17 protein-coding genes are annotated in these 23,767 nt (G+C 35.9%); 15 read left to right on the top strand and 2 right to left on the bottom strand.

Translation table 11 applies throughout. The features are described from left to right. Nucleotides 1–76: 76 nt before the first annotated feature. Nucleotides 77–2,113 (bottom strand): methionine--tRNA ligase, encoded by a 2,037-nt coding sequence (gene metG / locus AC0INN_RS02485; protein WP_273647506.1) that lies wholly within the window; start codon nt 2,111–2,113, stop codon nt 77–79. 335 nt (nt 2,114–2,448) lie between these two features. Here metG and AC0INN_RS02490 point away from each other — a divergent pair, with 335 nt between their 5' ends. The 7 genes from AC0INN_RS02490 to AC0INN_RS02520 all read left to right on the top strand — a co-directional run bounded on the left by AC0INN_RS02490 (nt 2,449) and on the right by AC0INN_RS02520 (nt 14,006). Continuing rightward, nucleotides 2,449–5,178, top strand: coding sequence for a SusC/RagA family TonB-linked outer membrane protein (locus AC0INN_RS02490; RefSeq protein ID WP_273647507.1), 2,730 nt, complete (start codon nt 2,449–2,451; stop codon nt 5,176–5,178). Nucleotides 5,179–5,184: 6 nt separating this feature from the next. Beyond that, nucleotides 5,185–6,783 (top strand): RagB/SusD family nutrient uptake outer membrane protein, encoded by a 1,599-nt coding sequence (locus tag AC0INN_RS02495; protein ID WP_273647508.1) that lies wholly within the window; start codon nt 5,185–5,187, stop codon nt 6,781–6,783. A 17-nt stretch (nt 6,784–6,800) separates the two neighbouring features. Beyond that, nucleotides 6,801–7,871 (top strand): SusE domain-containing protein, encoded by a 1,071-nt coding sequence (locus AC0INN_RS02500; RefSeq protein ID WP_273647509.1) that lies wholly within the window; start codon nt 6,801–6,803, stop codon nt 7,869–7,871. Nucleotides 7,872–7,980: 109 nt separating this feature from the next. After that, the gene (locus AC0INN_RS02505) at nt 7,981–10,137 is read left to right on the top strand and encodes a glycoside hydrolase family 97 protein (RefSeq protein WP_273647510.1); all 2,157 of its coding nucleotides are present in this window, start codon (nt 7,981–7,983) and stop codon (nt 10,135–10,137) included. A 75-nt stretch (nt 10,138–10,212) separates the two neighbouring features. Then, nucleotides 10,213–12,075 (top strand): glycoside hydrolase family 13 protein, encoded by a 1,863-nt coding sequence (locus tag AC0INN_RS02510; protein ID WP_306611537.1) that lies wholly within the window; start codon nt 10,213–10,215, stop codon nt 12,073–12,075. A 26-nt stretch (nt 12,076–12,101) separates the two neighbouring features. After that, entirely contained in the window at nt 12,102–12,617 is a 516-nt protein-coding gene (locus AC0INN_RS02515; protein ID WP_273647511.1) for a nuclear transport factor 2 family protein, read from the top strand. Nucleotides 12,618–12,623: 6 nt separating this feature from the next. Beyond that, nucleotides 12,624–14,006, top strand: coding sequence for an MFS transporter (locus AC0INN_RS02520; protein ID WP_273647512.1), 1,383 nt, complete (start codon nt 12,624–12,626; stop codon nt 14,004–14,006). A 459-nt stretch (nt 14,007–14,465) separates the two neighbouring features. Here the strand turns inward: AC0INN_RS02520 and AC0INN_RS02525 are convergent, their stop codons facing one another. After that, nucleotides 14,466–15,062 carry an FMN-dependent NADH-azoreductase gene (locus AC0INN_RS02525; RefSeq protein ID WP_273647513.1) on the bottom strand — a complete coding sequence of 199 codons (597 nt, stop codon included), beginning with the start codon at nt 15,060–15,062 and terminating at the stop codon, nt 14,466–14,468. A 91-nt stretch (nt 15,063–15,153) separates the two neighbouring features. Here AC0INN_RS02525 and AC0INN_RS02530 point away from each other — a divergent pair, with 91 nt between their 5' ends. The 8 genes from AC0INN_RS02530 to guaA all read left to right on the top strand — a co-directional run bounded on the left by AC0INN_RS02530 (nt 15,154) and on the right by guaA (nt 23,722). Further along, nucleotides 15,154–15,540, top strand: coding sequence for a winged helix-turn-helix transcriptional regulator (locus AC0INN_RS02530; RefSeq protein ID WP_273647514.1), 387 nt, complete (start codon nt 15,154–15,156; stop codon nt 15,538–15,540). A 261-nt stretch (nt 15,541–15,801) separates the two neighbouring features. After that, a complete protein-coding gene (locus AC0INN_RS02535) occupies nt 15,802–16,530 on the top strand; it encodes a pirin family protein (protein WP_172277767.1) in 729 nt (242 codons plus the stop codon). 36 nt (nt 16,531–16,566) lie between these two features. Beyond that, the gene (locus tag AC0INN_RS02540; RefSeq protein ID WP_273647515.1) at nt 16,567–17,121 is read left to right on the top strand and encodes an NADPH-dependent FMN reductase; all 555 of its coding nucleotides are present in this window, start codon (nt 16,567–16,569) and stop codon (nt 17,119–17,121) included. A 281-nt stretch (nt 17,122–17,402) separates the two neighbouring features. Continuing rightward, nucleotides 17,403–18,395, top strand: a complete 993-nt coding sequence (gene purM / locus AC0INN_RS02545; RefSeq protein WP_273647516.1) for a phosphoribosylformylglycinamidine cyclo-ligase — start codon at nt 17,403–17,405, stop codon at nt 18,393–18,395. 77 nt (nt 18,396–18,472) lie between these two features. Beyond that, nucleotides 18,473–19,036 carry a phosphoribosylglycinamide formyltransferase gene (purN, locus tag AC0INN_RS02550; protein WP_172277773.1) on the top strand — a complete coding sequence of 188 codons (564 nt, stop codon included), beginning with the start codon at nt 18,473–18,475 and terminating at the stop codon, nt 19,034–19,036. Nucleotides 19,037–19,185: 149 nt separating this feature from the next. Further along, entirely contained in the window at nt 19,186–20,703 is a 1,518-nt protein-coding gene (gene purH, locus AC0INN_RS02555) for a bifunctional phosphoribosylaminoimidazolecarboxamide formyltransferase/IMP cyclohydrolase (protein ID WP_273647518.1), read from the top strand. Between the two features lie 92 nt (nt 20,704–20,795). After that, nucleotides 20,796–22,034 carry a phosphoribosylamine--glycine ligase gene (gene purD / locus AC0INN_RS02560; RefSeq protein WP_273647519.1) on the top strand — a complete coding sequence of 413 codons (1,239 nt, stop codon included), beginning with the start codon at nt 20,796–20,798 and terminating at the stop codon, nt 22,032–22,034. Between the two features lie 158 nt (nt 22,035–22,192). Then, nucleotides 22,193–23,722 (top strand): glutamine-hydrolyzing GMP synthase, encoded by a 1,530-nt coding sequence (gene guaA / locus AC0INN_RS02565; RefSeq protein WP_273647520.1) that lies wholly within the window; start codon nt 22,193–22,195, stop codon nt 23,720–23,722. The last annotated feature ends 45 nt before the right edge of the window (nt 23,723–23,767 follow it).

Raw genomic sequence — 23,767 nt, forward strand, 5'->3', positions numbered from 1 at the left:
GCGAGGACAATTGTATAAAAATAAAAATCCCCTAAGGTAAAACCTTAGGGGATTTTTTTACTATGCATTTAAATATTTAGCCTATTTCAATACCGTTTTCAACATTGCTGTCATCCGGAGTAACAAAAGATAGTTTTCCATCCGGCTTTGTGGTTAATAATAACATACCCTGAGATTCTATTCCACGAATTTTTCTTGGAGCCAGGTTTAATAAGATCATCACCTGTTTTCCGATCAATTCTTCCGGAGTAAAACTCTCAGCAACTCCTGAAACTACTGTTCTTATATCAACTCCTGTGTCAACCGTAAACTTTAATAGCTTATCGGCTTTTTCTACTTTTTCAGCCTCTATAATAGTAGCCGTTCTTAAGTCTATTTTAGTAAAATCATCAAAAGTAATTTCCTCTTTCATCGGTTTTGCGTTAGGATTTGTTTTTTTATTATTCTGTTTTGTATTCTCCAGTTTTTGAATCTGTGCTTCTATAACGTCATCTTCAATCTTATTAAAAAGCAATGGTGCATTCTCAATTTTATGACCAGCTTCAATTTGGATTTCAGAATTTTTTATCTCGTTCCAATTCTTTTTGTCAATATTAAAGTATCCAAATAGCTTTTCAGCAGTAAAAGGCATAAAAGGTTCACATAATTGAGCAACAACTGCTGCAATTTGTGCTCCAACAAACATCGTTTGACCCGCTGCATCCTTGTTTTCAGCTATCGCTTTCCAAGGAGCGGCATTTTGAAGATATAAATTACCATAATCTACTAGAGCCATAAATGAATTTAGTGCATTTCTAAATTCATATTTTTCTAGATAATTACTTACCTCATCTAATGCAATTTTAATTGCATTTTTAGTCTCTTCATCTAAGATACCATTTGGAACTTTTCCTTCGAAGTTTTTATTTGTAAACGAAATAACTCTGTTTATAAAGTTTCCAAACTTATTTACTAGTTCCGAGTTATTTTTTGTCTGAAAATCTTTCCACGTAAAATTATTATCCTTTGTTTCAGGAGCAGAAGAAAGAAGAGCATATCTCAAAACATCCTGTTGTCCCGGGAAATCTTCAACATACTCATGTGCCCATACCGCCCAGTTTCTTGAAGTTGAGATTTTATCGTTTTCAAGGTTCAGGAACTCAAATGCCGGAACATTTTTAGGCATTATATAATCTCCGTGTGCCTTCATCATTGCCGGGAAAATGATACAATGGAATACAATATTATCTTTTCCGATAAAGTGAATCAGGTCACTGTCTTCACTTTGCCAGTAGTCCTTCCAGTTTTTTCCGTTTTTCTCTGCCCATTCCTGAGTGAATGAAATATATCCGATAGGAGCATCGAACCAAACATACAATACTTTTCCTTCTGCATTAGGAAGAGGAACCGGAACTCCCCAGTTGAGGTCCCTGGTCATTGCACGTGGTTTTAATCCGTCATTTAACCATGATTTTACCTGCCCGTATACATTGGGCTTCCAGTCGTCTTTATGGCCTTCAATGATCCATTCGTTTAAGAAATCTTCATATTCATTTAAAGGTAAATACCAGTTTTTGGTTTCTTTAAGGATCGGAACATTTCCACTTAACATTGATTTCGGATTGATCAGTTCTGAAGGAGAAAGGGTCGTACCACATTTCTCACACTGATCTCCGTAAGCATTTTCATTCCCACAATTAGGACATGTTCCTACAATATAGCGGTCCGCTAAAAACTCGTTAGCCTGCTCATCAAAATATTGTTCAGAAACTTCCTCAGTAAATTTTCCCTTTTCATATAATGTTTTAAAGAAATCCTGGCTGGTTTCATAATGTTTTTTAGAAGTGGTTCTGGAATATTCATCGAATGAAATTCCAAGATCTGAAAAAGATTTTTTAATGATCTCATGGTATTTATCCACAATATCCTGAGGAGTAACTCCTTCCTTTTTGGCTCTTATGGTAATAGGAATTCCGTGCTCATCCGAACCACAGATAAACGCTACATCTTTTCCTGACCTTCTTTGAAATCTTGCGTAAACATCCGCAGGAATATAAACACCTGCCAAATGTCCTATATGAACCGGTCCGTTTGCATAAGGCAAAGCTGCCGTAATCATCTTTCTGTTTGACATTTATAGTAATAATTTAACTACAAATATACGGATTATCTCCCGAAAATTCTTGATGGCCCTTAATATTAGCAACAATAAGCGATTATTGGGAAATAAATATTACATTTTGTTAAACGTTTGTTTAACTTTTTGTTAATCCTGCGATAATATTATGCAATGCATAAGATCGTGTAAATTGATGAAAAGCAGAAATCTAATCTTTGGACCGCGTTTAATTTACATAAAATTATCTAAAGTTTTATTAAATTTATGATAATTCTAATTTTTTTCTAAATTGCAAGCGTGGTTTTCACGCCATTATTACTACAAAAACGAAACTATATAAAAAAAATATTGTGAGAAATTTTACAACGGTATTAAAAATAGCACCTGCTTTTTTATTGGCCAGTTCAATGGTTTATGCACAAGACTCTGTGACTAAAGAAAAGAAAATAGAGGAAGTGGTGCTGATTGGATATGGAAAGCAGAAGAAAACAGATTTAACAGGATCTATTTCTTCAGTGACATCAAAAGATTTTAATGGTGGTGCAGCAACTGCAGACCAATTAATTGTGGGAAAAACCCCAGGCGTGCAGATAACTGGGAACAGTGGAGCGCCCGGTGCAGGTTCTACTATAAGAGTAAGAGGAGGTTCTTCATTTATTAATAATGATCCATTAATAGTAATTGATGGTGTACCTATTGACTTTAATAGCTTAAGTGGTGCCACTAATCCATTAGCTCTCATAAATCCAAATGATATTGAAACTTTTGATATTTTAAAGGATGCTTCTTCCGCAGCGATTTATGGTAACAGAGCTTCAAATGGGGTCATTTTAATTACAACAAAGAAAGGAACTACAGGTAAATTGAAAGTTAACTTCAATACCAATTTTTCAGTCTCTACCAAAATGGGTAATGTGGACGTCCTCAATGCCAGCCAATTTCGAGATTTTGTAAATACATACGGAACTGCACTTCAAAAGACATACCTAGGAAATGCAAATACCAATTGGCAGGATCAGATTTATCAACAAGCATGGGGAACTGACAATAATATAGCTTTCTCCGGAGGTATTAAAAAATTACCTTATCGAGTTTCTATAGGATATAATGAACAAAATGGTATTGTTAGAACAAATGAGTTTAAAAGAACATCTTTAGGTTTAAATTTTTCACCTAAATTTTTTGATAATCACTTAACTGTTAATGGTAACTTTAAAGGAACATTTTCTGAGAACAGATTTCCAGATAAAGGGGCTATTGGAGCATCTATCTATTTTGATCCTACTCAGCCTGTGTATTCTGGTAATTCAAATTATGGAGGGTATTATGAGTGGTTGGATCCTCAAAATCAGGCTACAGGACTAAATGTAAATGGTACCAGAAATCCCTTGGGATTATTGTACGGGAAAAGAGATCTTTCGTCTGTTTTTAGGATTATACCTAGCCTTCAATTAGATTATAAATTCCATTTTCTGCCTGATTTACGTTTAAATGTGACGGGATCATATGATTATGCAAAAAGTGATGGATCTGTAAATGTATCAAAAGACTATGCTCAAGGAATAGGGAGTTTAGGATCTTACCGTTCGTATTCCCAAGAAATAAAAAGTAAACTTTTCGAGTCATATTTAAATTATGTTAAGAAAATTGATGCAATAGATACCAATTTGGATATTATTGCAGGTTATTCTTATCAGGATACTCGTTCTATTACTCCTGAAGCACCTACATATTATGGCAACCAAAAAACAGATTATTCAACTCCCGGAGACACAAGAAGAACCTTATTGTCTTTTTATGCTAGAGGTATTTTTACTATAGCTAATAAATATGTCATTAACGGATCAATAAGAAGAGATGGTTCTTCTACATTCTGGAATGGAGTTGATAAAAATAACTTATGGGGTAATTTCCCGGCAGTGTCAGTTGCTTGGAAAATCAATGAAGAAAATTTTCTGAAGAATATTTCAAGTATAAATTCCTTGAAAATAAGAGCTGGATGGGGTAAAACAGGACAACAGGAAACAGGTAATTTTTATCCTGCTTTTGGTTCATATTCATATAGCAATAGTAGTACTGCTCAGTATCAATTTGGGAATAACTTTTATACGTTACTTCGTCCGGATGTTTATAATCCTAATCTGGTTTGGGAGACTACAACCACAAAAAATTTAGGGTTGGATTTCGAAATTCTTAATAGTAGGATTAATGGTTCAATAGATTATTTTGATAAGAAATCTGAGAATCTGATTGCAAAAGTTCCAACTTGGGCTGGAGATTTAAATAACTTTAATATTAAAAATGTTGGAATTATTGCTAATAAGGGATTTGAAGCTAATTTAAATATCATTCCGATAAAAAATGAAAATCTAACGTGGGATGTAAATTTTAATGCAACGAGATTCAATCCTAAAGTTACGAGTCTTTCACAATATGTAGATTCTGCTTATAAGATACCTGCTGGAAGTATTTCTGGAATCAACAATTATATTCAGGCAATTACAGTTGGTCAACCTCTTAATGCCTTTTACGTTTATCAACAGGTCTACGGTGCTAACGGAAAACCATTGGACGGGGCTTACATTGACAGAAATGGGGACGGAAAAATAACAGAAGATGATAAATATTTTTACAAATCACCGAATCCGGATGTTATACTAGGTTTTTCCACAAAGGTGAAGTTTAAGAAATGGGATATTGGAACATCCCTTAGAGCGGTTTTAGGTAACTATGTTTATAATAATTCAGCTTCTAACAGTTCCATAGCAAATATTCAGGCAAACAATTTCTTAAGCAATACCAATTCAAGTGTTCTAAATACTCAGTTTGCAACTACACAGTTATTCTCTGATATGTTTATAGAAGATGCTTCGTTCCTAAGAATGGATAACATTACGGTTGGATATAACGCAGGTGAATTTATGGGGAAAGGCACAAATTTACGAATAAATGCAATGGCTCAAAATGTATTTGTAATCACCAAATACAAAGGTGTGGATCCTGAGGTTTTTGGTGGAATTGATAACGGATTTTATCAACGACCTAAAGTTTATTCAGTAGGGTTTAACTTTCAATTTTAATCTATCATGAAAAATAAGTATTTATATAAAAAACTAATTATTGGAACTATTACATTAGGAACTTTAATTTCAACAGGATCTTGTACACAGGATCTCGAAAGAGAGCCAACCTTGGGTTTAACCTCTACCGTATTATACAAAGATTTTAATAATTATAAACCTGCTCTCGCAAAAATCTATGCAGGTTTAGCAATTGGAGGACAAGGTGATGAAAATAATGGAGATGGAAATACGGATATCGGAGGTATAGATGGTGGGTTTTCCAATTATCTTCGTCAGATGTATAGTATGCAGGTATTGACGACAGATGAGGCTGTTATTGCCTGGAGTGATGCTGGTTTGCCTGAAATGCATAATATGACCTGGAATGCTTCAAATCCTTTTGTTGCGGCGATTTATTATAGAATGTATAACGTTATTGCTGTTAGTAATGAATTCATCAAAAATACAACCGATGAAAAACTTGCTACCAATGGAATTTCAGGAAGTAATCTTACTGAAGCTAAATATATGAATGCTGAAGCTCGATTTTTAAGAGCTCAATCATACTATCATGCTTTAGATTTATTTGGAAATGTTCCTTATGTATTGGAAACAACTGATATCATTAATAATCCGCCTCCAAGAATTACAAGACCAGAATTATTTAAGTTTGTGGAAACTGAATTATTGGCTTGTGCCAACGATTTAAAAGATCCTAAAACAAATGAATATGGTAGAGCGGATAAAGCTGCTGCCTGGGCATTACTTGCAAGACTGTATCTAAACGCAAAAGTTTATACGGGGACAGAAAGAAATACAGATTGTATTACTTATTGTAAAAAAGTAATTAGTTCTGGGTATGCCTTAAAATCAAATTATGGCTCATTGTTTATGGCGGATAATAATTTGAATAATCCGGAGGTTATTTTATCAGTAAATTATGATGGAATGCGTACAAAAACTTATGGGGGCTCAACTTTCATGGTACATGCTGCTATTGGAGGTTCAATGCCTGCTGCTCAATTTGGTGTCAATGGTGGTTGGGGTGGTTTAAGAACGACGAAATCCTTTGTGAGTTTGTTTAACGGAAACTCTAATGACCAAAGAGGTAATTTCTATACAAGCGGGCAAAATCTGGAGATTAATGATATAACTGCTTTTACTGACGGATATGCTTTTATAAAATATAAAAATATAAAATATGCTAACAATGCACCAGGTTCTGACCCTACAGGAAATTTTGTAGATGCTGATATACCATTATATCGTTTAGCAGATATTTATTTAATGTATGGCGAAGCTGTTACTAGAGGTGGTTCAGGAGGTGATATTGCAACTGCATTAGGATATGTAAATGCTCTCAGAACAAGAGCAGGAGGAAACTTAGTTACATCAATTAATACTGACTTTTTCTTAGATGAAAGAGCGCGAGAAATGTCGTGGGAGGCTACCAGAAGAACTGATTTAATACGATATGGGAAATTTACCTCAAGTGCTTATATATGGCCTTGGAAAGGTGGTGTGAAAGAAGGAAAAGGAGTGGATGAATATAGAAATCTATTTCCTATTCCAGCTAATGATATCGTAGCTAATCCTAATTTGATTCAAAATCCAGGGTATTAACTTTAAAAAGTCTAAAAATGAAACATTTTTTTAAAATCTTAGCAATAGCTTTCGTAGGGCTTTGGGTTATCTCATGTACAAAAGACGATGATGAGGCTGTTATTACTGAAACTACCAAAAGTAAGATTTCACCAGATAAGACAACGATCGTTTTGGATAAAAACAATCCTGATAACGTAGCTTTGAATGTAACCTGGAGTAAGTCAACTTTTGATCTACCTGTAGTTTACACACAACAGTTACAGTTTGCAATAAAAGGGAAAAGTTTTAAAGATGCTTCTACTATGGAAGCTACAAATTCTCCTATAGCCTTTACTCATAAACAACTTAACAATATAGCATTGAGTTTAGGAGCATCTACAAATGCAGCAGCTGAAATTGAGGTTCGCTTAAGAACTTTAGTCGGGGCAGCACCCTTTTATTCTGAGGTAATTACTTTAACAATCACTCCATATCTTTTAGGACCTGTTTATAACTATACAGATTTATATCTAATAGGGGATGCCACATCAGCCGGATGGACAAATACAACAGCTAATACTAATTTCCTTCCATTGCAAAAAACGGCTACTGCCGGGATCTATTCTTATACTGGGTATTTTGCACAGGGAGAATTTAAAATGATTAAAACTCCTGGATCATGGGATCCGCAATATGGATTAGGTTCTCCAGGAACATTAAGTACAAGTGGTGGATCAGGGAATATTCCTGTTGCAGCTGCGGGGTATTATAAGCTCAGTATTAATACAACCGCTTTGACTTATACTTTAGTATCTGTACCTGCTCCGTCAACAACTTATACAACTATTTCAATGATTGGAACAGCATCAGGGGACTGGAATACGGATCTTGATCTTCAGAAATCAACTTTTGATCCTCATATTTGGGTGAAGAAGAATGTTGCAATGAATTCCGGTGAATTTAAGTTCAGAGCTAATCATGATTGGGGAACAAGTTGGGGAGTAGCACAGGAATTCTTTGGAGTAGCAGCCGTAGGAGGAGCTAACATTCCTTTAGCTACAGCATTCCATTATGATGTATATTTTAATGATATAACAGGTGAATATTCTGTAATTCCTGTATTTTAAAATATCCTGAAAAATACTATATCAAATATTAAATTACATAGAATTTAAAAAGTAAGGTGTTGCTTTTTAGTAACACTTTATTTATTTTTTAAACATATAAATAGTCATTATGAAGAAAATTACAGTTGGAGCTTTATTGTTCTCAATGATGTTTGCGGGTGTTAATGCACAAACTTTAAAATCGCCGGACGGAAAGTTCGAAATGGACTTTCAGCTAAAGCAGGGAGTACCTTATTATAACTTAAAATATAATGGGGCAGTAGTTGTTGAAGATTCTAAATTGGGATTGAGATTATTTAAAGACACAGCTATTAAATTTGCCTCTGAAATTGCAAAAGCAGAAGACGCTAAATTTGACTTGAATAACGGGTTTACCAAGACAGATGAGAAAAGGGATTCTAAAAATGAAACCTGGCAGCCTGTACTTGGAGAAAAGAAAAACTATATCAATAACTATAATGAATTAGCTGTTACGCTTAATCAGGCTTCCACAGACAGAAGCATTGTGGTAAAATTCAGGTTGTTTAATGACGGATTAGGTTTCCGATATGAATTCCCACAACAGAAGAACCTTAATTATTTTGTGATCAGAGAGGAAGATTCTGAAATTGATTTTCCGACAGATATGAAAGCATGGTGGATTGTGGCTGATTATGATTCTCAGGAGTACCAATATCAGGAAACAAAAATTTCTGAAATCCCGGGTCGATGGGACAAAGCGTTTGATGCCAATGCTTCTCAGTCATTGGTTAAAAATGCAGTTCAGTCTCCTTTAATGTTAAAGAAAGAAGGTAAAAGTCCTTTATACGTCAATGTAGCTGAAGCGGCGGTTTTGGATTATCCTGCTTCGCATCTGGAAGTGGATGCTCAGAATTTTAAATTTAAAACGCATCTTACAGCCGACAGGCAAGGAGCGAAAGGATATATTCAAACTCCTTCTGTTACGCCATGGAGAACGATTATAGTATCTCCAAAAGCAGAAGAGGTAATGGACTCAAAAATGATATTTAATCTTAATGAGCCGACTAAATATACCGATACTTCTTATATTCACCCTACAAAATATATGGGTGTTTGGTGGGAAATGATCATCGGAAAATCCCAATGGGCTTATTCTACGGCAGAAAATGTTCATTTAGGTAAAACCGATTTTACCAAATTAACTCCAAACGGAAAGCATGCTGCGAACAATACTAAAGTTAAAGAGTATATCGACTTTGCTGCTGAAAACGGATTTCAGGGACTTCTGATCGAAGGTTGGAATATCGGTTGGGAAGACTGGTTTGGACATTCAAAGGAATTTGTTTTTGACTTCATTACACCTTATCCGGATTTTGATATCAAAATGCTGAATGATTATGCCCACTCCAAAGGGATCAAATTGATCATGCATCATGAAACTTCAGGTTCGGCAACCAATTATGAAAGATGGTCCGATAAAGCTTTCCAGTTAATGAATAAATATGGATACGATGCTGTAAAAACAGGATATGTAGGAGATATTATTCCAAGAGGCGAGCACCATTATTCTCAGTGGACGATCAATCATTTTTACAGAATTGCAGAGAAAGCGAATGAATATAAGATCATGGTTAATTCTCATGAATCTGTACGTCCGACAGGAGAAAGCCGTACCTATCCGAATTACATTTCCGCAGAAGCAGCCCGTGGAACGGAATATGAGGCATTTGGAGGAAATAATGCAGATCATCAAACCATTTTACCATTTACAAGATGGATGGGAGGTTCAATGGATTATACTCCGGGAATTTTCCAGACTAAACTGGATTATTACTTCCCAGGTGATAAACGATTTGTAAAGACTACTTTGGTAAAACAGCTGGCATTATATGTTACCATGTATATGCCACTTCAGATGGCTGCCGATCTACCTGAGAATTACAAGAAGCATATGGATGCTTTCCAGTTTATCAAAGATGTAGCAGCGGATTGGGACGATACAAAAATCCTGGCAGCAGAGCCTGGAGATTACGTAATTACAGCCAGAAAAGCTAAAGGAACCGACAATTGGTTCGTGGGTGGAATTACAGACGAGAACAAACGTGAATACACAGTAGACTTCTCTTTCCTGGATAAAGGTCAGAAATATGAGGCAACAATTTATGAAGACGGTAAAGACGCTGATTATATTAATAATCCTCAAAGCTATAACATCTACAAAAAACAGATTACAAGCAAGTCTAAGATCAATTTTAAAATGGTAAGAAGTGGTGGTTTTGCAATCTCCATTAAGCCTATAAAATAAATTTTAAGAACCAACTTAAAACTTAAACCTTACAGGTATATGATTCCTGTAAGGTTTTTTTAAACCAAGTCCATTATGAAAAAACTATATACAATATTAGCTCTTTTGACAGGTTGCCTTGCTTTTTCCCAGTTGAAAACATTAGAAAGAGTAGAGCCTGCATTTTGGTGGAAAGGGATGAAAAATCCTGAGCTTCAGTTATTGATTTATGGAAAGAACATCGCAGATTATGGGATTGAGCTGTCCAATGGTATTAGAATTAAAGATATCCGGAAAGTTGAGAACCCAAACTATCTCTTCGTTACCATTAATACGGATGAAATTAATGCTTCTGAGTTTAAAATCAACATAAAAAGAGGAACTGAAAATATAGCTTCTTATTCTTATGAACTCAGACAAAGAAATCCCAATTCAGCCAACAGGGAGTCCTTTACCTCTAAAGATGTGATGTATCTGATCATGCCGGATCGTTTTGCCAATGGTGATGAGAAGAACGATTCTCAGCCTGATCTTACTGAAAAAGCAAACAGAAAGCTTCCCAACGGAAGGCATGGTGGCGACCTCCGCGGTATTATCAATAATCTTGATTATATCCAGAATTTAGGTGCTACATCCGTATGGCTAACTCCGGTTATTGAAGATAATGAAAAAGTATATTCTTATCATGGATATGCACAAACAGATCTTTATAAAATCGATGGACGTTATGGTACCAACGAAGATTACCGTGAACTGTCCCGTGAACTGAATAAGCGGAATATGAAACTTGTTTTGGATTATGTTACCAACCACTGGGGAGTTTCACACTGGATGATCAGGGATCTGCCAACCAAAGATTGGATCCATTGGTTTGATGAAGGAGAAAAAGGCTTCTATCGTTCGAATTATAAAACAACGACTCAGTTTGATACCAATGCATCTGATATTGATACAAAATATGCTTTGGATGGATGGTTTGATAAAACAATGCCCGACATCAACCAAAAAAATCCTTTGGTTCTGAAATATCTGATCCAGAATGCAATCTGGTGGATCGAATATGCCGAGCTGGGAGGTTTTCGTGTGGATACCTATCCTTATAACGATAAAGAAGCGATGGCAAAATGGGCAAAAGCCATTACTGATGAATATCCGAAATTTAATATTGTTGGTGAAACGTGGTTATATACAGCCGGTCAGATTTCGGCCTGGCAGAAAGATTCAAAAACAGGAGAGGCTGCTCATTATAATTCCAATTTACCTTCTGTAATGGATTTTATGCTGTATGGGGATCTATCTAAAGCATTTACTGAAAAAAATGGTTGGGATAGCGGGCTGATTAAATTGTATAACGTATTTACCAGTGATTTCCTGTATCCTGATATTGATAATGTGATGGTCTTTTTCGAAAATCATGATACCGAGAGATGGAATGAAATTTTTAATGCTGACCCGGATGCGTACAAAATGGCTTTAACAGTAATTTCAACTGTCCGGGGAATTCCGCAAATATATTATGGTTCTGAAATAGGAATGAGGGGGGATAAAAAGAAAGGAGGAGATGCTGATATTCGAAGAGACTTTCCGGGAGGATGGAAATCAGACAGTCAAAATGCTTTTAATCCTTCAACCCAAACGGAAAAGCAAAAGGAATTCTACACTTTTACCCAAAAACTTCTGAACTGGAGAAAAGGGAAAGAGGTTATTCATACGGGAAAAACCAAAAATTATATTCCCCAAGACAATGTTTTCGTATATTTCAGGTATAATGAAAAAGACAGTGTTATGGTTGTTTTAAATAATAATAAAAAAGAGCAGGTTTTGGATTTAAAACGATTTGCTGAATCTATAGGCACCATTAAAAAGGGAAAAGATATCATTTCAGGGAAGGAATTTTCATTACAGAACACCATCACCATACCTGCAAAAACATCGCTTGTGATTGAATTACAAAAATAATGACATCAAATATCTTAAATTAGAATATGAAAAAAATAACAATCATTTATACGCTGGTACTCCTGGTGTTTGCTATCAACTATTCTTCAGCGCAGTCTAAATTCGAGAAAGATAAAGCTGAGATCGGAACCATGCTCGACGGATTCAATGTTGCTGCTGCCAAAGCAGATTATACTGCATATTTTAATTATTTTGCTGATGAGTCTACATTCATCGGGACTGATGCCACAGAAGTTTGGGATAAAAAAGCTTTTATGGTTTGGGCTAAGCCGTATTTTGATAAAAAGAAGACCTGGAATTTTACTTCTTTGAAAAGAAATGTGTATTTCAGTAAAGACGGTAAACTAGCCTGGTTTGATGAATTATTGGATACCCAGATGAAAATCTGCCGTGGTTCCGGTGTGGTGGAAAAAATAAACGGAAGCTGGAAAGTAAAACAATATGTCCTTTCCGTAACGGTTCCAAATGATGTAATAGATAAAGTGGTGGCTGAAAAGGCACCGATTGAGGATGTACTTTTGCAGCAATTGAAAACCAAATAACAGGCAATGGCTAAAAAAGTAAAACCGAACCTTTCCATGGCTCAGATCATCAATATGAGTATGGGATTTTTAGGGATTCAGATGGCTTTTGGTTTACAAAACGGGAATGCCAGCCGGATTCTTGCCAACTTTGGAGCAGATGTTCACGAGCTTTCCTGGTTTTGGTTGGTCGCTCCCGTTACCGGATTGATTGTTCAGCCTATTATCGGTCACATGGGGGATAATACCTGGAGCCCATTGGGAAGAAGGAAGCCTTACTTCTTAATAGGAGCCATTTTGTGCGCAATAGGCCTGGTACTACTTCCCAATGCTGCTTCCGCAACCCATATGATGGCAGCAAATGTCTTATTATTAGCTGTTATATTTTTGGCCATGATGGATGCATCCATCAATGTTGCAATGGAACCGTTCCGTGCGCTGGTAGGGGATATGCTTCCAAAACATCAGGGAACAATCGGATTTTCTGTTCAGACAATACTGATAGGAATCGGAGCGGTTATCGGGTCCTATTTGCCGGATTGGTTAACTCAACTTGGAATTTCCAACGTTGCTCAGCCTGGTTTTGTAGCGGATAATGTAATTTATGCCTTTTATATCGGAGCAGGGTTTTTACTGGCAAGCATACTGTATACCATAGTGAGTACAAAGGAATATTCCCCAGAGGAGTTTGCAGAATTTGAAAATGGAAAAGAAATGGTTCAAGAACCATCTAAATTTACTGATATCTTCAAAGATTTTGCTAAAATACCTTTGCTTATGAAGAAATTAGGTGCAGTTCAGTTTTTTTCATGGTTTGCTCTTTTTACGATGTGGGTATTTACCACAAGTGCTTTGGCAACACATCATTTCGGACTGTCCCCGCAGGATACTCATTCAGCTGAATTCAATAGGGCTGGCGATCTTACAGGAAAATTGTTTGGATATTATAACTTGTGGGCAATTCCGTTTGCGTTTCTGCTCACCCCAATCGCCAAATTAATCGGAAAAAAACAAACTCATGCATTAGCTCTTTTTTGTGGAGGGATAGGACTGATTTCTATGTATTTTATCAAAGATGTAAGTTATCTGAAAATCTCAATGATAGGATTAGGCTTTGCCTGGGCAAGTATTTTAGCAATGCCTTATGCGATGCTGATTGATGCTATTCCTCAAAAGAAAATGGGAGTATACATGGGAATCTTTAATTTCTTTATTGTAATTCCTCAGATTATCAACGGTCTTTTTGGTGGGCCTATTGTAAGCGGACTCTTTGGGAATTATGCAATTGGGTATGTTGTTATAGGAGGTGTTTGTATGTTGCTTGGAGCTGTCCTTACGATGATTTTTATTAAATCTGAAGATGAAACACCTAAAGAAATTGAAGAAGAAATTCAACAGGTCCATTTTTAATTTTATATTAGTAATAATATATCAGATATTAGAAGTTAGAAGGCAGCAATACAATTATGTCGAAAAATATATCAATAGAAGCGGGCTTTAGTCCGCTTTTCTAATTTATACAAATAGCTTTAGCCAAAATATAGTTTAAATTACAGATTTATTCATCATAAATGAAGTTTGCAACTGTTCCATAAAATTGATGAGATTATTTAATATATCCATATTCAAAGAGAATAATAGCTCAATTATACGTCTGCAATTTTAGAATCTCTGATTGCCCTTATGCTGATTATTTTCGCTTTACTTTTCTATCTTAAACGAAATTCCAAAATTAAGGAGGCTTTTTAACCTTTCTTAAAAAAATAAACTAATCCTCCTGTAATGAAAAAGGTGGGTTTAAACCCACCTCAACAATAAGAGTATAAAAACGGCTTAGCCAAAACTTACATTTTTATTAGCTCAATTGAATTATACCAGTTCTTCAATCTCAGCAATTGCTTTTGATAAATTTGTTTCTTTCAACTGTGGAACCATGGTTCCCTGAGATTTGAAAACTTTGATATCCGTAATACCGATGAAACCGAATAAGGTTTTTAAGTAGGTTTCCATATTTTCAATAAGTCCATTTTCATACACACCTCCGGATGCGAAATTCAGGTATATTTTTTTATTTTGCAGAAGACCTTTCGGAACCCCGTCAATATAAGAAAATGTTTTCCCTGCAACAGATATGCTATCGATCCAGGATTTTAAAGTTGACGGAAAACTGAAATTATAAAAAGGAACTCCTATAACAATAATATCTGCATCCTGAACTTCTTTTAATGCTTCGTTAGAATATTTTGATGCTTCTTTCTGTTCATCATTCTTTTCCTCATCCGGAATTCTTGAAGCACTAAAATGATGAATCTCCAGATGGGGGATAGGATTTAAACCCAGATCACGGATAACAACCGTGCTCCCGGGATTTTTATCCAGTAATTGATTGATAACAGTCTGAGATAATTGATTGCTTATAGAATTTTCTCCTACAATACTTGTTTTGATATTTAAAATGTTAGCCATTTTGTTTAAATTTTTTTTGTTTTTATTAATGTCAAAATTATTGTAAATTTACTTTCAAAAGTATAGTGGTTACCTAAAGGAAAGTGGAATAATGGAAAAACAACATAATCATAAAGATTGTACAAAGGCTCTTAAACCTGTTCAGGATACATTGGATGTCATTAATGGGAAATGGAAATTACAGATCATCATTTCTTTGAATGCCGGAAATAAGCGTTTCACAGAGATTGAACGTAGCATTCCCAAGCTTACTTCGAAAGTTTTAGCCAAAGAATTAAAGGAATTAGAACAAAATGGTTTGCTTGAAAGGGTTGTGAAGGATACATATCCTGTTTCTATTGAATACTTACCGACAGAATATACAAAAACACTTCACCCTGTGGTAGAATCATTGGGAAATTGGGGTAAAAATCACCGTCAGCATATCTTTGGGACAACAATTGAAGAAGAGACGAAGAATGACGAAGTGGCTGAATAGATGAAAAGCAAAATGACAAAAATGCTGAAAGGCGAAAAGTCAGAACAGTTAAGTCGTTTAATCGCTAGGAATGTTTGTTGAAAAAAGTTTTTATCAAAGGGTGAAAGTTGTTCATCGACAAAGATGGCGATTTTGCAGTTCCGCAATTCAGCGATTTTGCCTTTTCACCTTTCAACGATTTCACCTTTTTTTCCTTTCTTACCCTACATCAATATCCACTCCGTCTACGCTGCGTACATTTGTACCATAATTAATCACAATATGAAAACAGTATATCATAAATCAGATTCAAGAGGCCATGCTAATCATGGTTGGTTAAACAGCTACCATACTTTCAGTTTTGCAAACTATCAAAATCCTGAAAGAACAAACTTCGGAGTTTTAAGAGTGTTGAATGACGATACCGTCTCTCAGGGAATGGGATTCGGAACACATCCTCACAGAGATATGGAAATCATTTCTATTCCATTAGAAGGAGATCTGGAGCATAAAGATTCAATGGGTACAACGGCGGTTATCAAAAAAGGAGAGATTCAGGTAATGAGTGCCGGGACAGGTGTTCAGCATAGCGAATACAATAAAAATAAGGATGAGGAGGTGAAATTTCTTCAGATCTGGGTGTTTCCAAGAGAGCTGAATGTAGAGCCCCGATATGATCAGAAAAGCATCAAAGAAGGAGAGAAAATTAATGGTTTCCAGCAGATTCTTTCACCCAACAAAAATGATGATGGAGTGTGGATTCATCAGGATGCATGGTTTAACCTGGCTAACTTTACAAAAGGGAATGGTAAAAACTACGTGTTTAACAAAAAAGGAAACGGGGTTTATGCATTTGTTCTAAAAGGAAGTGCAAAAGTAGGCGACAGAATCTTAAATGAGAGAGACGGATTAGGAATCTGGGATACCCAAAGCTTTAATATTGAAGCAATTGAGGACACAGAAATATTATTGATGGAAGTGCCAATGGAATTACCATCTTATCTAAAATAAAAATTAAATTTGTAGACATTAAAAAAATTAAACAGAATGAAAGTTTTAGCAATAGCAGGAAGTAATTCCGAAGCATCAATGAATAAGCATTTGGTATCCTACGCAGCTTCTTTGTTTGCGGGAAAAGCAGAAGTAGAAGTAGTAGACCTTAACCCTTTCGAAATGCCTATTTATAAGCATGAGAGAGAATTGGCCGGAGGAGTACCTCAGGAAGCAAAAGATTTTGCAGCAAAAATTGATGGCGCTAATGTACTCTTGGTTTCTTTACCTGAACATAACGGAACATATTCAACAGCTTTTAAAAATGTATTTGATTGGGTTTCAAGAATCAAGGACAGAACAGTGTGGAATGAAATACCAATGCTTTTAATGTCTACATCACCGGGAGGGAGAGGTGGAGCCGGGGTTTTGGAAGCTGCAACAAAACGTTTCCCTTTCCACGGAGGAAATATTGTAGAAACATTCTCTCTTCCTTTCTTCAACGATAATTTTGATAAAACAGCTGAAAAGATCTCTAATGAAGAAAAAGATAATGAGTTGAGAGAGAAAATTATTAAGATTTCTGCCATTGAAACAATCCTTGAAAAATAGAATTTGAATTTTAATTTAAAATTACTATTTTTGCAAAAAGAAAAAGAGATGAAAATTCAGTCCACTTTCAAAGAATGTTTTTCCATAAAAGGGAAAACTGTGGGCTCTAAAATTCTCAGATAAAATACTGGCCGATAATCTACTAAGATTGCCGGCTTTTTTATTTTCTAAATTTTAAATAAAATTATAATATAAAAAGGTTGGATATACTTCAGATGTAAGATATTAGATTTTCAATAGTCTGCAATCTGAAATCTGGCATCTAAAATCTAAATAATAACATGAGCAATACTTACAAATCTGCAGGAGTAGACAAAGAAGAAGGATACAAAACCGTTGATAAGATCAAAAAAGCGGTTGGTGAGACCCACAATTCCAATGTACTGAACCATTTGGGAAGTTTTGGGGCTTTCTATGAAATCGGTGGATATAAAAATCCGGTACTCGTTTCCGGTACGGATGGAGTAGGAACTAAGCTTAAAGTAGCTTTAGATTCTAAAAAATATGACTCTATCGGTGTAGATTGCTTCGCAATGTGTGCCAATGATATTTTATGTCACGGTGCCAAGCCATTGTTCTTCCTGGATTATCTGGCTTGTGGAAAATTAGACTCTGAAATTGCAGCAGAAATTGTTTTAGGAATGGTAGAAGCCTGTAAAGATAACAACTGTGCATTGATAGGTGGTGAGACCGCTGAAATGCCGGGGATGTATCAGCCTGGGGACTATGATGTTGCAGGATTCTGTGTAGGAATTGTTGAAAAAGATCAGATTATTGATGGTTCTAAAATAAAACCGGGAAATAAGATCATTGCATTACCGAGTTCAGGATTCCATTCCAATGGATTTTCACTGGTAAGAAAAGTATTCCCGAATTTTGAAGAAGAATTTGAAGGAAAACCTTTGTATGAAACTTTATTGGTTCCTACAAGATTGTACTATAAAGATATTCATAAAGTAATCGGAGAAGTAAAAGTTGCAGGAATCGCTCACATCACGGGAGGTGGGTTGTATGAAAATATCCCAAGAATTATTCCTGAAGGTTTGTGTGCTTCTATCGATGCTTCAAAAATACAGATCCCAAGCATAATGCTTGAACTTGAAAAAAGAGGTGGGGTAGCTCGCGAAGAAATGTTCGGAACTTTCAATATGGGAGTGGGAATGATCGTTGTTGTAGATGCTGAACATGCAGAGAAAGTTTTACACCTGCTGGATGATGCTTACGAAATCGGAGAAATCAGGGAAGGAAGTGAGAAAATAAAATTAACATTTTAAAAGACTTCAAATGTCAGATATCAGATACAAGACGAAATAGTCTGAAATCTGATATCCGACATCTAGTATCTAAATTAATGAAAAACATCGTTGTACTCGTTTCTGGTTCCGGGACCAATCTTCAGAGAATCTTAGATACCATTGAAAGTGGAGAAATCCAAAATGCAAGAGTGTCTTTGGTTGTTGCAGACAGAGAATGCTACGGGCTGGAAAGAGCAAAAAATCATCATATAGAAAATATACTCATTCCAAGAGGGAAAAATTTCAGCAGTGAATTGAGCAAAGTAATTCCTGAAAATACTGATTTAATTGTATTGGCAGGGTTCTTATCTATTCTGAAACCTGAATTCTGCGAAAACTGGAATGGTAAAATAATTAATATTCATCCTGCTTTGCTCCCCAAATTTGGTGGAAAAGGAATGTGGGGAATGAATGTTCATAATGCCGTTATTGAAGCTAAAGAAAAAGAAAGCGGGGCAACAGTTCATTTTGTAACTCCGGGAATTGACGAAGGCCAGGCTATCCTTCAGAAAGCATTTGACGTTACAGAAAATGATACTCCGGAAACATTGGCTGAAAAAGTACACAAGATTGAGTACGAAATTTTTCCGATAGCGATCAATAAAGTATTAGGGAATTAATATAATATACCTGTTTGATAATATTACATTGCTGGAAAGGGACATTGTTACAATTAAAAAAAATCTAAGTAAAATAAAAGTAAATCCGGGGGTGAAAGACCGGGAATACAGTTTGAGATAGCTGTGAAAAGTAAAAAATTGAAAGTAAGATGAGTAAAAAGAGAGTTTTAATTAGTGTTTCTGACAAAAGTGGATTAATAGAATTCGCTCAGTTTTTGGAAGCTCAAAACTACGAATTGATTTCTACCGGAGGTACCTTCAAACATTTGAAGGAAGCCGGTCTGAATCCGATTCAGATTGATGAGGTGACCAATTTCCCTGAGATGCTGGATGGCAGAGTAAAAACCCTGCATCCAAAAGTTCATGGTGGGCTCCTTGCTGTTCGTTCCAATGAAGAACACATGAAGACGGTTCAGGAACATGGAATTGGTTTGATCGATATGGTTATTGTAAACCTTTATCCTTTCTTTGAAAACGTAAACAAAGATATTTCTCTACATGAAAAGGTAGAATTTATCGATATCGGTGGTCCTTCAATGCTTCGTTCAGCAGCCAAAAATTTTGACTCTGTTACTGTAATTACTGATGTTGAAGATTATACAACCGTAAAAATTGAAATGGAACAGAATGGAGACACGTATATCGAAACCCGTAAAAAGTTGGCCGGTAAAGTGTTCAATCTTACTTCTGCTTACGATGCTGCTATTTCAAGAATGCTTTTAGAAGAGGAATATCCTACTTATTTAAGTGCATCTTATAAAAAAGCTGCTGATCTGAGATACGGTGAAAACCCTCATCAGACTGCTGCTTATTATGTTTCCACTTTCGAAAATGGAGCGATGAAAGATTTCGAACAACTTGGAGGAAAAGAACTTTCCTTCAACAATCTCCGCGATATGGATCTTTGCTGGAAAGTGGTTACTGAATTTAAAGAAGAGATGGCTTGTTGTGCTGTGAAACACTCTACACCTTGTGGCGTGGCGATCGGGACTTCAGCATTGGAAACATATCAAAAAACTTTTGAATGTGATCCTATTTCAATTTTTGGCGGAATTGTTGCAATGAACTATAAGATCGATGCGGCTACTGCTGAAGAATTAAATAAAACTTTCCTTGAAATTGTTATGGCTCCTGATTTTGATGAGGAGGCTCTTGAAATTTTAAGAAAAAAGAAAAACCTAAGAATTATAAAGATCGTAAATCCGGTTTCCGATAAGCAGACATGGGTGAAAATTGATGGAGGAATGCTGGTTCAGGATAACGATACTTATTTCTCTGAAGATATTAAAGTAGTTACCGATGTACAGCCTACTGAAGAGCAGAAAAAAGCATTGCTTTTCTCTCAAAGGGTTGTAAAATATGTAAAATCTAATGCGATAGTAGTTTCTAACGGTATTCAGGCTTTTGGAATCGGAGGAGGCCAGGTTAACAGAATCTGGGCAACTCAGCAGGCAATCGAAAGAGCTAAAGAGAAATTCTCCGGAAATCTTGTATTAGCTTCAGACGCTTTTTTTCCTTTCCGTGATGTTGTAGATTTCTGCGCTAAGGAAGGTATCAAAGCGATCATCCAGCCGGGAGGAAGTGTAAAAGATCAGGAAAGCATCGAAGCTGCAAATGAGCACGGAATTCCGATGATGTTTACAGGAGTTAGACATTTTTTACATTAATTAAATTAGAATTAAAAAGTAGTTTTGAGGTGGCATTTATCGCTTTCAAAATTATATATTTGTATAATATAGACTAGATAATTAAATAAAGTATGAGAATCTTAATCATAGGTGAAGGTGGAAGAGAGTCTGCATTGGCAGCGAAACTTCATAAAGACTCCAGAGTTACTAAAATGTTTTTTGCTAATGGAAATGCAAGTACGGATGTAATAGGGAAAAATGTTCATTTATCAGAAATTAAAGAACTTAGAGACTTTGCTATCAAGGAAAAGGTGGATCTAACGATTGTAGGTCCTGAAGCTCCACTTGTAGCTGGTTTGAAAGATGAGTTTAAGAAACATGATCTTAAAGTTTTTGGTCCGAACCAGAAAGTGGCAAGTCTTGAAGGAAGCAAGGCTTTCTCTAAGAAATTTATGCAGACCTATGATATTAAAACAGCAAAAGCTGTAGTATTTGATTCATATAACGAAGCTAAAGAATACGTTCAGACTCAAGAATACCCTTTAGTGATCAAAGCAAGTGGTTTAGCAGGCGGAAAAGGTGTTGTAATTTGTGATACCCTGGAAGAAGCTGAAGCTACAATCCACGATTTCATGATTCGCAGAATTTATGGAGATGCAGGTATCCGTTTGGTTATCGAAGAATTTTTACAGGGTTTTGAAGCTTCAATCATTGCTTTCTCAAACGGAGAAAAACTATTCCCTTGTATTGCTGCTAAAGATTATAAAAAAGCCGGAAACGGAGATACAGGACCTAATACAGGAGGTATGGGATCTGTGGCACCAAGCCCGGAATTTACTGCTGAACATCAGGCTGATTTTGAAAAAAATATTTTGGAGCCTACTGTTCGCGGTCTTAAAGAAGAAGGATTCAGCTTTAAAGGGATTATCTTCTTCGGATTAATGGTTACTAAAAACGGGACTTACCTGCTTGAGTACAACATGAGATTCGGAGATCCTGAAACTCAGGTATTGATGGCTCTTATGGAAAACAATCTTTTGGATGTAATCAATGACTGTATGAGCGGAAAAGACATCGAGCTTAAGTTTAAAGACGAGAAAGCCGTATGTCTGGTAATGTGTTCAGGAGGTTACCCGAGAAATATAGAAATAGGCTTCGAGATCAAAGGAGAAGATAAAGTAAAACACAGTCAGTTGCTACACGCCGGAGCGATCCGAAAAGGAGACAAAGTGGTTTCCAACGGGGGTAGAGTTCTTAACCTGGTTGCAACGGGTGCTACTTATGAAGAAGCTCGCAAGAAAGTATACGAAGATGCACTTCCGGTTCACTTCGATTACAGTTTCTACAGAGAAGACATCGGAAAGTTTTAATAAAAATCATAAAAAAAGATTTGGAACGTTTCCAAGTCTTTTTTTGTAAAACAGTTAATATTAGAAATAAGAAGTCAGATGCTAGATTCAAGACTTCAGACTAAAATCTGAAATCTGATGTCTGAAATCTGATATCTTTCAAACAAATCAATTATAAAATGAACAACGGTATTATCATATTAGATTTCGGATCTCAGTACAACCAGCTTATCGGAAGAAGAATCCGTGAAATGGGAGTATATTCGGAAATCTTACCTTACAATACACCATTACAAGAAATTCTTGAACGCCAGCCTAAAGGAATTATCCTTTCTGGAGGGCCAAGTTCTGTAAATGCAGAAAATGCTCACCTGGTTGAGAAAGCATTATACGAACAGGGAATTCCTGTACTGGGTATTTGCTACGGAATGCAGCTTACGGCACATGTTTTAGGAGGAAAAGTAAATAAAGGAGAAAAAGGGGAGTACGGAAAGGCTCACCTTGATATTATTAAAGAAAATGCTCTATTAGAAGGGGTGAGTCAGAATTCTGTGGTTTGGATGAGCCACTTTGATGAAGTAGGTGATTTGCCGGCAGGTTTTGAATTAAATGCAAAATCGGGAGTTATCGCCGCTATTTCAAATTCTGAAAGAAAAATCTATTGCGTTCAGTTCCACCCAGAAGTTTCTCATACAGAAGAAGGTGGTAAAATGCTTGAAAACTTTGTTTTCTCGATCTGTAATGCTGAGAAAAATTGGAAGCTTACCAATTATATTGAAAGAACAGTTGCTGATATCAAAGAAAAAGTAGGAGATAATAAAGTAATCCTTGGGCTTTCAGGAGGTGTTGACTCTTCTGTTGCTGCAGTTTTGATTCATAAGGCAATTGGCGATCAGCTGACTTGTATCTTTGTGGATACTGGTCTTTTGAGAAAAAATGAAGATGTAAAAGTGATGGAGAATTATGGAGAGCACTTCCATATGAACATTAAATTGGTTGATGCTTCAGAAAGATTTTTATCAAAATTGGCTGGAGTAGATGATCCTGAACAAAAAAGAAAGATCATCGGAAACGAATTTATCCATGTTTTTGATGAAGAATCTCATAAAATTGAAGGAGCTAGGTTTTTAGCACAAGGAACAATTTATCCTGATGTAATCGAAAGTCAGTCTGTAAACGGACCATCAGCAGTGATCAAATCTCACCATAATGTAGGAGGGCTTCCTGAGGAAATGGAATTTGAGCTTTTAGAGCCTCTTAGAGAGCTTTTCAAAGACGAAGTAAGGAAAGTAGGGGAAGAGTTGGGGATTCCTCATCATTTGGTATACAGACACCCTTTCCCTGGTCCTGGTTTAGGGATCAGAATTTTAGGAGCTGTAGATGCAGAAAAAGTAAGAATTCTTCAGGAAGCTGATGACATATTTATTGAAGAATTATACAAAAATGATCTTTATGAAAAAGTTTCTCAGGCTTTTGTAGTATTGCTTCCGGTTAAGTCTGTTGGAGTAATGGGAGACGAAAGAACCTATGAATACACTGCGGTAGTTCGTTCTGCCAATACAATCGACTTTATGACGGCAACCTGGAGCAGACTTCCTTATGAATTTTTAGATACTGTTTCCAGCAGGATCATTAATGAAGTAAGAGGAATTAACAGGGTAGCTTATGATATTTCAAGCAAACCACCTGCAACTATTGAGTGGGAATAATCTTACCTAAAACATAAAAATGCAGAATCCTACTTTTTTAGTAGG

The organism is Chryseobacterium subflavum (assembly GCF_055762745.1).

Excerpts from the sequence above, each read along its gene's own strand:
- metG (WP_273647506.1), bottom strand. The coding sequence starts at position 2,113 with ATGTCAAACAGAAAGATGATTACGGCAGCTTTGCCTTATGCAAACGGA.
- AC0INN_RS02495 (WP_273647508.1), top strand. The coding sequence starts at position 5,185 with ATGAAAAATAAGTATTTATATAAAAAACTAATTATTGGAACTATTACA.
- AC0INN_RS02500 (WP_273647509.1), top strand. The coding sequence starts at position 6,801 with ATGAAACATTTTTTTAAAATCTTAGCAATAGCTTTCGTAGGGCTTTGG.
- AC0INN_RS02505 (WP_273647510.1), top strand. The coding sequence starts at position 7,981 with ATGAAGAAAATTACAGTTGGAGCTTTATTGTTCTCAATGATGTTTGCG.
- AC0INN_RS02510 (WP_306611537.1), top strand. The coding sequence starts at position 10,213 with ATGAAAAAACTATATACAATATTAGCTCTTTTGACAGGTTGCCTTGCT.
- AC0INN_RS02515 (WP_273647511.1), top strand. The coding sequence starts at position 12,102 with ATGAAAAAAATAACAATCATTTATACGCTGGTACTCCTGGTGTTTGCT.
- AC0INN_RS02520 (WP_273647512.1), top strand. The coding sequence starts at position 12,624 with ATGGCTAAAAAAGTAAAACCGAACCTTTCCATGGCTCAGATCATCAAT.
- AC0INN_RS02525 (WP_273647513.1), bottom strand. The coding sequence starts at position 15,062 with ATGGCTAACATTTTAAATATCAAAACAAGTATTGTAGGAGAAAATTCT.
- AC0INN_RS02530 (WP_273647514.1), top strand. The coding sequence starts at position 15,154 with ATGGAAAAACAACATAATCATAAAGATTGTACAAAGGCTCTTAAACCT.
- AC0INN_RS02535 (WP_172277767.1), top strand. The coding sequence starts at position 15,802 with ATGAAAACAGTATATCATAAATCAGATTCAAGAGGCCATGCTAATCAT.
- AC0INN_RS02540 (WP_273647515.1), top strand. The coding sequence starts at position 16,567 with ATGAAAGTTTTAGCAATAGCAGGAAGTAATTCCGAAGCATCAATGAAT.
- purM (WP_273647516.1), top strand. The coding sequence starts at position 17,403 with ATGAGCAATACTTACAAATCTGCAGGAGTAGACAAAGAAGAAGGATAC.
- purN (WP_172277773.1), top strand. The coding sequence starts at position 18,473 with ATGAAAAACATCGTTGTACTCGTTTCTGGTTCCGGGACCAATCTTCAG.
- purH (WP_273647518.1), top strand. The coding sequence starts at position 19,186 with ATGAGTAAAAAGAGAGTTTTAATTAGTGTTTCTGACAAAAGTGGATTA.
- purD (WP_273647519.1), top strand. The coding sequence starts at position 20,796 with ATGAGAATCTTAATCATAGGTGAAGGTGGAAGAGAGTCTGCATTGGCA.
- guaA (WP_273647520.1), top strand. The coding sequence starts at position 22,193 with ATGAACAACGGTATTATCATATTAGATTTCGGATCTCAGTACAACCAG.